Raw genomic sequence first — 12265 nt, forward strand, 5'->3', positions numbered from 1 at the left:
CATAAGGGTTCCATTAAAGTTGGCAGCAATGCAAGCAGAATATCACCAGCGCAGACAAAGATTGATGGAAAAAATCGGTTCCGGAACCGCCATTTTCCGCAGCGCCCCCCTCGCCGTCATGCACAACGATGTCGAGTATGCTTTTCGTCAAGATAGTGATTTTTTCTACTTGACTGGATTTAACGAACCGGAGGCGATCGCCGTTTTTGCGCCCCATCACGAACAACATCAGTTTATTTTATTCGTTCAACCGAAAGAACCGGATAAAGAAGTCTGGACCGGGATTCGTGCGGGGGTGGAATTGGCGAAAGAGAAATACGGCGCCGATGAAGCCTATTCCATTCATGAATTAGATGAAAAGTTGCCGCAATATTTGCAAAATGCCGATCGCATTTACTATCGATTCGGACGCGATCGTGACTTCGATTTAAAAATTCTGCAATATTGGCAACATTTGATGCGATTTTACCCCCGACGGGGTACCGGACCGATCGCCATTCAAGATGCGGGAACCGTCGTCCATCCCATGCGTTTAGTCAAAAGTCCCGCCGAAGTAGAGCAGATGCGCAAAGCGGCAGAAATTTCGGTAAAAGCGCACAACGTCGCCCGAGAAATGGCTCAACCGGGACGCTACGAATACGAAATTCAAGCCGAAATCGAGCATATTTTTCGCCTCAATGGCGCGAATGGGTTTGCCTATCCTTCGATTGTCGCTTCCGGTCCGAATAGCTGCATTCTACACTACATTGAAAATAGCCGCCAACTCGAAGACGGCGATGTTTTGTTGATCGATGCCGGATGTTCTTACGGCTATTATAATGCCGATATTACCCGAACTTTCCCAGTGAACGGTACGTTTAGTGACGAACAAAAAGCGATCTACGACATCGTTTTAGAGGCACAAAAACAGGCGATCGCCGCCGTCCAACCCGGCAACTCTTACAACGAACATCACGATCGCGCCGTCCGGGTCATCGTCGAAGGGTTGCTCGATCTCGGCTTATTAGTTGGCGAGATCGACGAACTGATTAAAGAACAGAAATATAAACCCTTTTACATGCACCGGACGGGTCATTGGTTGGGGCTTGACGTTCACGATGTCGGCGTTTACCAATATGGCGAAGACCCCCATATTTTAGAAGCTGGAAATGTGCTGACCGTCGAACCGGGAATTTATATCGGTCCGGACATTAAACCCGCCGAAGGACAACCGGAAATTCCCGATCGCTGGCGCGGAATTGGGGTGCGAATTGAAGACGATGTTTTAGTCACCGAAAACGGTCACGAAATCCTCACCACTGGCGTCCCGAAATAACCTAAGTAGGGTGGGCAATGCCCACCTTACGACCTTACTTACGAGCTTACTTATCACCTTACTTAAGGTTTAAAATCCATTCCAAACGGTCTTGAGAAGCTTGTAACGCCTTTCTCGGATCTTTCCCCAATAACGTCGCTTCGATCGCCCGTCCCAGACTTTCAGAGATCCTCGGATATCCCGTTACCAAAGGACGCGATCGCGCCCACTGCATTTGTTCTAAAAACACTTGTAAAACCGGATTTTCTGCGACAAATTGACGATAAGTTTCGCTGTTTTGAGCTTTTAAATTAATCGGTAAATATCCCGTATCTAATGCCCACTTAATTTGAAACTCTTCACCCATTATATAGTCTAAAAATTCTAAAGCGGCTCGTTCAGTCACTGTATTTCCAGTCTTCATCAAAAATAAATTTTCGCCCCCTAAAACTGTCCCCCGTCGTTTCCCTTCCGGAATCGGAAACACATCAAAATCGACCCCCGTTTCTTGTAAATACCCTAACGTCCACGGTCCGGTTAACTGCATCGCCACTTTTCCCGACAGTAACGGATCGTTCTCATAACCGCGTTCCGGTTGGGAATTCATGGCTATTCTTTCTTTTAACAAATTCTGCCATAATTCCAGGGCGGCGATCGCCCCATCATTAACTAAATTTGGTTCGCCCTTCTCGACTAAATCGCCCCCACCACTGTAGAGAAAAGGCAACCAAGTAAACACCGTCCATTCCCCTTTTCCTAAAGGGAGTAACATCCCATATTTATCCGGTTCTCCGTCCCCATTTTCATCCCGGGTTAATTGACGACAAACTTCGCGCAAATCGTCCCACGTTTGAGGAATTTCTGTAATTCCCGCCGCTTCAAACAAACTGGGACGGTAAAAAATGCCTACATTATTGGTCGCCATGGGAATCGACCATAAATGACCGTCGAGTTCCATGGTCTCGAACATGACGGGATTAATGTCTGCTTTGTGGGGATTTGTTTCCAGCCATGTTTCTAAGGGATGAATGGCGCCTAATTCTACTAATTGTCCCGTTAACATGGGGGAAAACCATAATAAATCGGGAACGGTATTGCCAACAATGGCTGTTAGCAGTTTTGGCAGTTGTTGGTCGGCTTGACCGACATAAAGGGCTTCTACTTCAATGTTGGGATTGTTTTGGTTAAAGCGATCGACTAATGTTTGAAAACCTTCTCGATTGGGGGGTGGATTGATCCCATGCCATAGGGTTAAATGAATAGAGTTTTGAGTGATTTTAGATGAACTTTGGCAGCCATTTAGTAAAAGAAGGGTACATAGGAGGATGATGATTATCCCAAAATATGTTTTTTTAAATTTAGTTAAAAATCGTGAAATAGACTGGGTAAGGTGGGCATTGCCCACCCTACTTTTTCTGTTGTTTTGTCGGTGGGTGAATGCGATCGCCATTAGTTTTACAGGGATAATTTGGCCAATCCTAGATAGCGAATGCCGTCGGGATCGATCTGAAAACGACAGGGTAAAATCTCTAAACCTTGGGCCATTGTTTCGCGCAGGAGTTTTCCGTATTTCGGATCGGCAGCATCTCCCGGGCCGAAGGTGTCACAATCGGAACGATTGATAAAAAATAAATTGACCGATCGCGCGCCCAAATCGGCAATGGTATCGACTAATTCTTGTAAATGTTTCTGTCCCCGGGTCGTGACTGTATCGGGAAAGCGGGCAATTTTTCCATCGGCCCAGGTGACATTTTTCACTTCTAAATAAATCGGCGGTTTGTCCGGATTGCCGCTTAACAAAAAATCGACTCGACTTTTGCGATCGCGCCCGTAAACGACCTCGGGTTTAATCTCTGGATAATCACTTAACTCGGGGATTGCTTTGGCTTCTAAGGCTAATTTAACGATTTTATTGGGCAAACTGGTATTGACTCCGACCCAAGTCGGTTCGTTATCTTCGACGCGGACTAATTCTAAACTGTAAGCTAATTTGCGTTTGGGATTATCGCTGCGCGATACCATGACTTGATAACCGGGTTCGGCTAACCCCAACATTTTGCCGGGATTGGCACAGTGGGCGGTAATTGTTTCTCCAGTTTCTAATTCGATATCGGCTAAAAAGCGTTTGTAACGTTTGAGCAGAATTCCAGAGGTTAAATTGGGGTATTGATAAATTAGACGATCGCTCATTTGGATAGAAATTGATAGAAAAATTATTATAAAACAGATTCAGGTTTGAATGAAATAGTAAGGGCGATCGCGATCGTTGAAAACTAGATAAATGAACGAACCGAGGCGATCGCCCCGGCTAAAACAGCCCTCTCCGGGGAAAATTCACCGGATTCAAATCGAAAAGTATTCGGATTTTGCCAATTCGGGGTTAAATAAAGTGATGCCCTGTACCTCTTAACTCTTCGTGTCCGAACAGAAGAAAGCCAAACGGTCTCTCGCTGGCATTGCCGGGATTGTGGCAGTTGCCACCTTAATTAGTAAAGTTTTTGGATTAGTTCGCCAACAGGCGATCGCGGCGGCGTTCGGCGTCGGTCCGGCGTTCGACGCTTACAACTACGCTTACGTGATTCCGGGCTTTTTGCTGATTTTACTCGGCGGAATTAACGGTCCGTTTCACAGCGCGATCGTCAGCGTCCTCTCGAAGCGCAAACAAGAAGAAGCGGCCCCCCTCGTCGAAACCATCACCACCTTAGTCGGCGGGTTGCTGCTGGCGGTCACGATCCTCTTAGTCATTTTTGCGGACCCTCTCGTGGGATTGGTCGCCCCCGGACTGAACGTAACGGCGGCCCAGGCGGCGGCCCAAGGGATGACCGGGGACGAGTTTCAAACCTTGCAACTGACCCACGAAATTGCCGTGCGCCAATTCCGGATTATGGCGCCGATGGCAGTGTTGGCGGGGTTAATCGGGATCGGTTTTGGAACCTTGAATGCGGCGGACCAATATTGGTTGCCGTCGATCAGTCCCTTATTTTCTAGCGTGGCGCTGATTGGCGGCTTGGGGGCCCTGGCGGTCTATCTCGGTAGCGATATTACCTTGCCGAAATATGCCTTACTCGGCGGGATGGTTCTCGCGTGGGGGACGTTGGCGGGGGCGATTTTGCAATGGTTGGTGCAAGTGGTGGCCCAATGGCGGGCGGGATTGGGACGGTTGCGATTGCGCTTCGAGTTCAACCGTCCGGGAGTTGGCGACGTCATGAAGGTGATGGGTCCGGCGACCCTGTCTTCGGGAATGTTGCAAATTAACGTCTATACCGATTTGTTTTTCGCGTCTTATATTCCCCAAGCGGCGGCGGCGTTGGGATATGCGGGATTGCTGGTGCAAACGCCGTTAGGGATTATCTCGAATATGCTGTTAGTGCCGTTGTTGCCCGTGTTTTCGCGGTTGGCGGACCCGCAAAATTGGCCGGAGTTGAAAGGTCGCATCCGTCAGGGGTTGATTTTGACGGGATTGACGATGTTGCCGTTGGGGGCGCTGACGATTACTCTGGCAGTGGCGATCGTGCGGGTGGTTTACGAACGCGGGGCTTTCGATCCGGCGGCGTCGGAGTTTGTGGCGCCGATGCTGGTGGCTTACGGGATCGGGATGTTTGTTTATTTGGGTCGGGACGTGTTGGTGCGGGTCTTTTACGCCCTCGGGGATGGCGAAACGCCGTTTCGGGTGAGTATTGTCAATATTTTTCTCAATGCCTTGTTTGATTTTTTGATGGTCAACCAGTTCGGCGCGCCGGGTTTGGTGTTGGCGACGGTGGCGGTCAATATTATTTCGATGGTGGCGTTGTTGGTGTTGCTCGATCGCAAAATCAATGGGTTGCCGTTGTGGGAATGGACCGGGCCGATCGTGCTACTGACGGGGGCTAGCGCGATCGCCGGATTCGTGAGTTTCGGGGTTTTGCGGGTTTGCGAACATTATCTGGGCACTCGGGGATTGTTGGTGCAATTGGTCGATCTGACGGTTTCGGGAACGGTCGGACTCGGCGTTTTTGCTTTATTGGCAATGCAGTTAAAACTACCGGAGATCGATATTTTTGTCGATCGCCTGCGCCAGCGTTTCTTGAGGCGGTCTTAGAGAGGGTCGATCGAGAAAATATCAAAAAATCCAGTAAAAATATCAAAAAATCCAGTAGGGGTTTGGTAACCAAATCCCTACTTCTTTTATAAACCGTCTCTGAGGAGTTTGGAGTTTAGATCGAGGGCGGGTATCGAATCCACCCTCGGCGATTTCCCCTCAATCTGCGGTCATGATGTCATCTTTTGGGGAAACCAATTTCAGCAATTTTTGCTTGATTTGGATGTCGAAGACTTCCCATTTCATCTTGGCGTATTCTTTGCTTTCATTCGTTCCCGAGAGAAACCCCATCGGGATCTCGAAACCGCCTGCTTGCGATCGCCCGCCGCCGAAAAAGCGCCCGTGACTGTCTTGTCCGAAAGCTTCTTTGAGAAATTCGTCCGGGTCTAAGGTTAACTTATTGGTTCTCAACGACCCGGTGACCAATTCGATATCTTCGTCTTCGTCGTGAACGATCCCGTAGACCACGGCGGTATGTACGTTTTCTTCGGTGACTAGAAAGTCCGCCGCTTGCGGGATAGCGTCGCGATCGTCGTAACGTAAGTATCCCACTCCGGCAATACAAAAACTATTTTGGACGATCCGATTTTTCAGCGATCGCTCGATCACATCCATCACTCGTTTGGAACGGGAAGCTTGCAACACTGAGGTAATCAGTTGGGGGTCGTAATAGCGACTGAGAAACGCGGCGGCTAAAAAATCTTCTTCTTGCGCCTGTCGCAACTGGGCCGTATCGGCGCGCAACCCGTGCATCAGGGCCGTGGCGCACTTGACGTGATCGGTGTTGTTCGTATCCAGGGTGAGTAAATTGGCTTGCAGGTACTGGCTCAAAATCGTGGCCGTGGCGCGGATGTGGGGTCGAATATCGGCAAATTCGGCGTTTAACTCTTCTTGTAAGCTGTGGTGGTCGATAATGACGACGATCGGAATTTCACTGGCTTTGACCAAGGTGGTCAGTTGGCTGGTCGTTCCTTGGTTGTCAATGAGAACGCAGCCGTGATATTCCGATAAATCTTTAGTTTTGGCGATGTCTACGGGCCAGCGTTGCACGGGTAACCCGGCTAATTTGACCAGGGCGATGTTTTCTTGATGACTCAAGGCCCCGGCGTAGATAATCTCGCATTCGATGTCATATTGGGCGGCAATCAGCTTGTACGCCCAAGCGCAAGACATGGCATCGGGGTCGGGAAAATCTTGCAAGACGACCAATTGGCGATCGCCCCGATGGCGTTCCAAGACCTGCTGTAATTGTTTTGCTTTCTCGGAGATCTCTGGAGAGAGCCAAAGCTGGGCAACCTGAGCGGGTGGGGTCGCCGTTTCTTCATCGATAGGCACCGGACTTTGACGATCGTTAGATTCTCCCACGGATTTATTCACCATGACATCGAGGCTTCAAGTGGACAGGGGTGTGGGGAGCGAGCGAACCATTGTTGCACGAGACTGATGATGATAGCGACCCGGAACGATCGCGCCCAACGGACGAACTCTTGAGGCGATCGCCCGACAACTAACAGCCACAACGAACCACAATATCCTTATTTTAGGGGGAAACTTTTCCACATCGAAAAAATACGCGCGATCGCCCCTGGGGTTGGAAACCCTGAAAGTTCCTCGGTCAAGGCGATCGGCTCGTTTTGCGAAGTCAATTCGCCAACCTCTGCCACCGTTGACCTCGAAGGGGGGCGATCGCGCGATCGATGGGTCGAGAACAGGTCAAGAAATTTTAACTTGGAAACCGTCAACCTGGAAAAAACCCCCTGAAGTTGACTTCACTCCAGGGGGTTCAGGCGCCAATGACATATTTTTGCCATTCTTGGTGCATTCCAGTTTTGAGATGTTTGGTTATCTCGAAGTACAAACTGCTGTAAGGTTTGCGCGGGTTCTTTAACAAGGGCATCTTACTTTCGTCCGGGGTGCGATTGCCTTTTTTGACGTTGCAACGAACGCAAGCAGTGACCAGGTTTTCCCAGGTGTCTCCACCGCCGCGCGATCGCGGGATGACGTGATCGAGGGTTAATTCGTCGCCGAGATAGCCGCAATACTGACAACAGTGACTGTCTCGATGCAGGATATTCCGGCGGGTAAGCGGAATTTCTTTATAAGGCACTCGCACGTAATGCCGAAGTCGGATCACGGTCGGGAGGGGAAAGTCGGAATAAATCAACTTACCGTTATGCTCGACTTCCACTGCTTTGCCTTTGAGTAATAAGACGATCGCCCGCCTCCAGCTCGTGATATTGAGCGGTTCGTAGGAGGCGTTCAGGACTAGAACCTTGGCCATTGATGTTATCTAAAAGCAGAAGAATATTTTCACTGAATGGTAACACAGCTTTTCTATCTGGGGCGCGGGCTCGGCTCAAAACTTTACCCCGACGATTCTACCGGGTTTGACCCTCGGCGCAGATTCGCTTTTTTCCCCAATAACAAGTAAGTCATCATTTCACCTTTCCCTTTGACTTCAATCCTGCCACGGGGTCGAAACTCGAAGCGATCGCGCAATTTTTCATAAGTCACTTCACTCACGTGAATATGACCGCTTTTTCCGTGGGATTCCATGCGACTGGCGGTGTTGACTGTATCGCCCCATAAATCGTAACTGAATTTTTTGACCCCAATCACTCCCGCCACGACCGGACCGCTATGAATTCCGATTCGCATCGCCAGGGAATAGGCTTTTTCTGTCGCAATGCGATCGAGTTCGGCTTGCATTTCTAGGGCCATCTGGGCGATCGCTCCCGCACAATCGGGATTCGGCATCGGTAACCCACTGACGACCATATACGCATCGCCAATGGTTTTAATTTTCTCTAATTGATAGCGTTCGGTGAGGCGATCGAATGCGGAAAAGATTTCGTTGAGTAATTCGACTAATTCTCCCGGGGACATTTGGCTCGCCAAGGGCGTAAATCCGACAATGTCGGCAAATAAAACAGTGATATCGTTAAAACTTTCGGCGATCGGCGAAACTCCTTGTTGCAATTGTTCGGCGATCGGCGCCGGGAGAATATTTAATAAGAGCTTTTCGGAGCGATCGCGCGATGATTTAACTTCGTCAAATAATAGATTTAATTGTCTTTTCTGATCTTTCAGTTCGGCGACATTTTCGGCAATTTGTCGGGTCATGCAATTAAACGCTTCCATTGCTTCTCCGAGTTCGTCCCGACGGGCGATCTCGATCAGGTGGCGATCGAGGTCTTTTTCATTTTCAACTTGAGTGTTGGCGACAGCTAATAAAGATCGGTGCAGTTTTAAAATCGGTAAAATAACCGTTTTTCCTAATGCGAGCATCGTCGCTAACGTCACGAAAATACAAATAAAAATCACCAGTAACACGATCCGACCGATAAACGCTTTGACCTCCCAGCGCACGTGAGAAGCATCGAGGCGCGCGACAATTAGATATTCCCGGTTATTTTGTAATACAGTTTTCATGACATCGTAACGATCGCCGTCGGGCGATCGCCGAGTGAACGTGCCATTTTTAAAATCTTCAAAGGTTAAGGCGGGCGCTTCGTCAAAGATCGTAATCCGTTCCCCATTATCCCGATAAACCGCCAGCCCTTTCAAGCGAGAATCCGGCATCAATTGTTTGGCAACACGATCGATTTTTTCCGCCGTAATCGTTTCGCCACACAAGCGCAGCAAGGGGGCGATCGTGGTCAGCCCGACATCTTCCAAGCGATCTAAAATTTCTTGTTGGCGGCGATAAGCCGAGGGCAATAAAATGATGGCTTCGACGATGACAATACTGATGAAAACCCACAGGGCAATTCGTCGAGAAAGGCGGGCTTTGAGCAAGGTTGCAAGCTGGAGCGATCGCGATCGGTCGATCGATAACGAGCCTAACCAATTCATAAGTTGAAACCTGGAAGACGGCGAACGGAGTTGAAAAGGGATCGAAATTCAATGTTTTTCAGTCGATTTCCCCAAACTTATTGAACTTAAAACAAGCGGGTTACAGAATAATCTTTTAGAAAAGAACTTCTTAAATCGGCGATCGCCCTTACAGAAATCGCCATTTCTAATTCTAGCTTTCAAAATTTAAGGCTTCCTGAGCATGGCTTCGATCGGCGAAAATTGAGACGTCCCGATACAGGGAGGCTACGCCCGCTCAATGTACCCCGATGGCGAGAAGAGAATCCCAATAGCTCATTCTTCCCCCGGTCTATCCGGAATCCGCTAAATGCAGATAGTGTTTAATGGTGTGAACTGATTGAGGAGTGAGTGCAAATGCTCAGTTGGGAGGAGACGCCGAGTATTTCATCGATGCGCTGGGAACGGGCGTGGGTAGAAGTGAATTTATCGGCGATCGCCCACAATGTCCGGCAAATCCGCACCTTATTACCCCCGAACACCGAACTGATGGCGGTGATTAAAGCAGACGCTTACGGTCACGGCGCGGTTTCCGTGGCGCGAACGGTATTGAAAGCGGGGGCCAGTCGTCTCGGGGTCGCCACGATCCCCGAAGGGATCGAACTGCGCGAAGCCGGGATTCGATCGCCGATTTTGGTTTTGGGGGCGACCTACACCCCGGAACAACTGCAGGCGATGAGTCGCTGGCAGTTAGAACCCACCTTATGTTCGCCGAAACAAGCTTTAGTCTTTGCCGAAAGTTGCCGCGATCGCCCGATTCCGGTGCATTTAAAACTCGATACCGGAATGTCCCGTCTCGGCGTCCCCTGGCAGGAAGCCGCCCAATTTGTCGAGCTAGTGCGCGGCTTGCCTCACTTAAAGATAGCGAGTATTTACTCTCACTTCGCCACGGCGGACAGTCCCGATCGCGCGGTGATGGACTTGCAACACGGGCGTTTCCGACAGGCGATCGCCCAAATTCGCGAACTCGGTCTCGAATTGCCGCCCCTGCATTTAGCTAACTCTGCCGCTACGTTGAGCGATCGCGCCACTCACTACGACCTGGTGCGCGTCGGTCTGGCGATTTACGGTTTGTATCCCGCCCCCCATTTAAGCGGCGCGATCGCCCTCCAAACCGCCTTACAGGTCAAAGCGCGGGTCACTCAAGTGAAAACCGTAGCCGCCGGAACCGGGGTCAGCTACGGTCATCGTTTCGTCACCGACCGCGAAACCCGCCTCGCCGTCGTCGGGATCGGCTACGCCGACGGCGTACCGCGCCATCTCTCCGACCGGATGCAGGTTTTAATTCGCGGTGGTCGGGTGCCGCAAGTTGGCGCGATTACGATGGATCAAATCATGCTCGACGTCACCGACATCCCCCAAGTCGATGTCGGCGACGTGGTGACCCTCCTCGGACGCGACGGCGACGAGACGATCTCCGCCGACGACTGGGCCGCAACCCTCGGGACGATTTCCTGGGAAATTCTGTGCGGTTTCAAGCACCGTTTGCCTCGGGTGGCGATCGCCGAAGAACGGCGCCCTCGCGAATCGAAGCTGCGATCGTAACCGATTTTCGGGCAGAATCACCAAAAAAATAACCCGCACGGGCGGGTTAATGCGATCGCCGAACTGCTGAAATCGTTACAAGGCTTTAGGCGCTCGCTTTCAGGGTTACGGGGGCGGTTTTCTCCGCCAGGACGCGGTTGTAAAGGTCGCTCAACTGGCTCGCTACCCCATCCCAGCTAAATTTCGCTTCTACCCGGGCGCGGGCCGCTTGACCGAGGCGATCGCGCCATTCTCGATCGCCTAAAATGCGATCGATCGCTTCGGCGAAGGCGCCGTCATCTTTCGGCGGACACAGCAGTCCGGTTTCTTCGGACTTGACCGTAAACTGCAAGCCGCCGACGTCGCTGGCAATGACTGGAGTCCCACTCGCCATCGCTTCGATCGCCACTAAACCAAACGGTTCGTAATGACTGGGAACGACGGAAACATCCGCAGCCGCATAGTACACCGGAAGCAGTTCGTCAGAAATTCGTCCGGGGAAGGTCGTTATCTCGCTCAATCCCAATTCGTTGACGATCCCTTCGATGCGATCGCGCTCGATCCCGTCGCTGTGTCCGGGACGCGAACCGCCACCGATAATTAACTGTAAATTACCTTGGGCGCGGATTTGGGTTTGGGCGATCGCCCGCACTAAGGTTTCGATCCCTTTGCGGCGATCGAACCGTCCGATATAAAAGGCAATGTTTCGATCTTGTTCCAACCCCAATTGGTTTCGGGCTTCGGCTTTGGACATCGCCCGGAAGCGACGAATATCCGTACCGCAGGGGATGATTTCAATGGTTCCTCGTTCGGAAACCAGCGATCGCATGTGTTCGCATTCTTGCGGACTGGTCGCGACAATACATTCCGCCGTTTCCAAACAGGTTTTTTCTACATTTAAGCGAGTCGTGGCGATCGCCGGAATCGCTTCGACGGCTTGATATTTGACCGCGCCTAAAGAATGGTACGTATGCAGTTGTACTAAGGGTTGGTATTTTTTTAATTCCATCCCCACCCAGGCAGACAGCCAGTAATTGGTATGGATTACGGGGTAATGAATGCCTTCGCGTTCTTGAAATTTAACAAACTCCTCAACAAAGGTCGGTAAATCATCAAAAATGTCATTTCTGGGGATGAACTCTTCCGGTCCGGCGACTAAACGAATCGTGCGACAATTCGGAGCGTGTTCGACGATTTCGCGATCGTCGCGATGGGATTTGCGGGTAAATAGATCGACCGTCCAGCCCCGTTTGGCTAAGGCTTCGCCCACTTGGCGCACGTAAACATTTTGTCCCCCCGCTTCTTCTTTCCCGATCTCCACAGCCGGATCGCCATGAACCGAGATCAAAGCAATGTGTTTGCGATCTTCAGTAGCCATCTTCATTGTTTACCCAAATTCTACAAAAGTTAGGAATGAATTTTGTTTTTTAAATTCACATCCAACTCGATCGCAACCCGTGCGGACTGTTCGGCTCTACTGTTTGTTAAAGCTTCAA

Annotated in this window: 9 protein-coding genes; 3 read left to right on the plus strand and 6 right to left on the minus strand. The window is 50.5% G+C overall.

The window, feature by feature from the left end; translation table 11 throughout:
- Positions 1 to 28 precede the first annotated feature (28 nt).
- Positions 29 to 1315: an aminopeptidase P N-terminal domain-containing protein gene (locus HCG48_RS16430; protein ID WP_168570123.1), complete on the plus strand. Its 1287-nt coding sequence runs from the start codon at positions 29 to 31 to the stop codon at positions 1313 to 1315.
- 58 nt (positions 1316 to 1373) lie between these two features.
- Here the strand turns inward: HCG48_RS16430 and HCG48_RS16435 are convergent, their stop codons facing one another.
- Together HCG48_RS16435 and sfsA are read right to left on the minus strand one after the other, a co-directional pair.
- Positions 1374 to 2744: an ABC transporter substrate-binding protein gene (locus tag HCG48_RS16435; protein ID WP_168570124.1), complete on the minus strand. Its 1371-nt coding sequence runs from the start codon at positions 2742 to 2744 to the stop codon at positions 1374 to 1376.
- 5 nt (positions 2745 to 2749) lie between these two features.
- Positions 2750 to 3484: a DNA/RNA nuclease SfsA gene (sfsA, locus tag HCG48_RS16440; RefSeq protein ID WP_168570125.1), complete on the minus strand. Its 735-nt coding sequence runs from the start codon at positions 3482 to 3484 to the stop codon at positions 2750 to 2752.
- Between the two features lie 226 nt (positions 3485 to 3710).
- On the opposite strand from sfsA, the gene murJ reads away from it, so the two are divergent.
- Positions 3711 to 5372 (plus strand): murein biosynthesis integral membrane protein MurJ, encoded by a 1662-nt coding sequence (gene murJ / locus HCG48_RS16445; RefSeq protein ID WP_168570126.1) that lies wholly within the window; start codon positions 3711 to 3713, stop codon positions 5370 to 5372.
- A 159-nt stretch (positions 5373 to 5531) separates the two neighbouring features.
- Here the strand turns inward: murJ and HCG48_RS16450 are convergent, their stop codons facing one another.
- The 3 genes from HCG48_RS16450 to HCG48_RS16460 all read right to left on the minus strand — a co-directional run bounded on the left by HCG48_RS16450 (position 5532) and on the right by HCG48_RS16460 (position 9227).
- Entirely contained in the window at positions 5532 to 6752 is a 1221-nt protein-coding gene (locus HCG48_RS16450) for a DHH family phosphoesterase (RefSeq protein ID WP_168570127.1), read from the minus strand.
- A 403-nt stretch (positions 6753 to 7155) separates the two neighbouring features.
- Positions 7156 to 7653: an HNH endonuclease gene (locus HCG48_RS16455; RefSeq protein ID WP_168570128.1), complete on the minus strand. Its 498-nt coding sequence runs from the start codon at positions 7651 to 7653 to the stop codon at positions 7156 to 7158.
- An 83-nt stretch (positions 7654 to 7736) separates the two neighbouring features.
- Entirely contained in the window at positions 7737 to 9227 is a 1491-nt protein-coding gene (locus HCG48_RS16460) for an adenylate/guanylate cyclase domain-containing protein (RefSeq protein WP_168570129.1), read from the minus strand.
- A gap of 375 nt (positions 9228 to 9602) precedes the next feature.
- Here HCG48_RS16460 and alr point away from each other — a divergent pair, with 375 nt between their 5' ends.
- A complete protein-coding gene (gene alr / locus HCG48_RS16465; RefSeq protein ID WP_168570130.1) occupies positions 9603 to 10790 on the plus strand; it encodes an alanine racemase in 1188 nt (395 codons plus the stop codon).
- Positions 10791 to 10875: 85 nt separating this feature from the next.
- Here the strand turns inward: alr and HCG48_RS16470 are convergent, their stop codons facing one another.
- Positions 10876 to 12147: a glycosyltransferase gene (locus tag HCG48_RS16470; protein WP_210437055.1), complete on the minus strand. Its 1272-nt coding sequence runs from the start codon at positions 12145 to 12147 to the stop codon at positions 10876 to 10878.
- Positions 12148 to 12265: the final 118 nt, after the last annotated feature.

This window comes from Oxynema aestuarii AP17, assembly GCF_012295525.1.
In the GTDB taxonomy this organism is placed as follows: Bacteria; Cyanobacteriota; Cyanobacteriia; order Cyanobacteriales; family Laspinemataceae; genus Oxynema; species Oxynema aestuarii.

Coding starts and splice junctions, on each gene's coding strand:
- alr (WP_168570130.1), top strand. CDS start 9,603: ATGCTCAGTTGGGAGGAGACGCCGAGTATTTCATCGATGCGCTGGGAA.
- HCG48_RS16470 (WP_210437055.1), bottom strand. CDS start 12,147: ATGGCTACTGAAGATCGCAAACACATTGCTTTGATCTCGGTTCATGGC.
- HCG48_RS16435 (WP_168570124.1), bottom strand. CDS start 2,744: ATGGCGATCGCATTCACCCACCGACAAAACAACAGAAAAAGTAGGGTG.
- HCG48_RS16450 (WP_168570127.1), bottom strand. CDS start 6,752: ATGGTGAATAAATCCGTGGGAGAATCTAACGATCGTCAAAGTCCGGTG.
- HCG48_RS16430 (WP_168570123.1), top strand. CDS start 29: ATGCAAGCAGAATATCACCAGCGCAGACAAAGATTGATGGAAAAAATC.
- sfsA (WP_168570125.1), bottom strand. CDS start 3,484: ATGAGCGATCGTCTAATTTATCAATACCCCAATTTAACCTCTGGAATT.
- HCG48_RS16460 (WP_168570129.1), bottom strand. CDS start 9,227: ATGAATTGGTTAGGCTCGTTATCGATCGACCGATCGCGATCGCTCCAG.
- HCG48_RS16455 (WP_168570128.1), bottom strand. CDS start 7,653: ATGGCCAAGGTTCTAGTCCTGAACGCCTCCTACGAACCGCTCAATATC.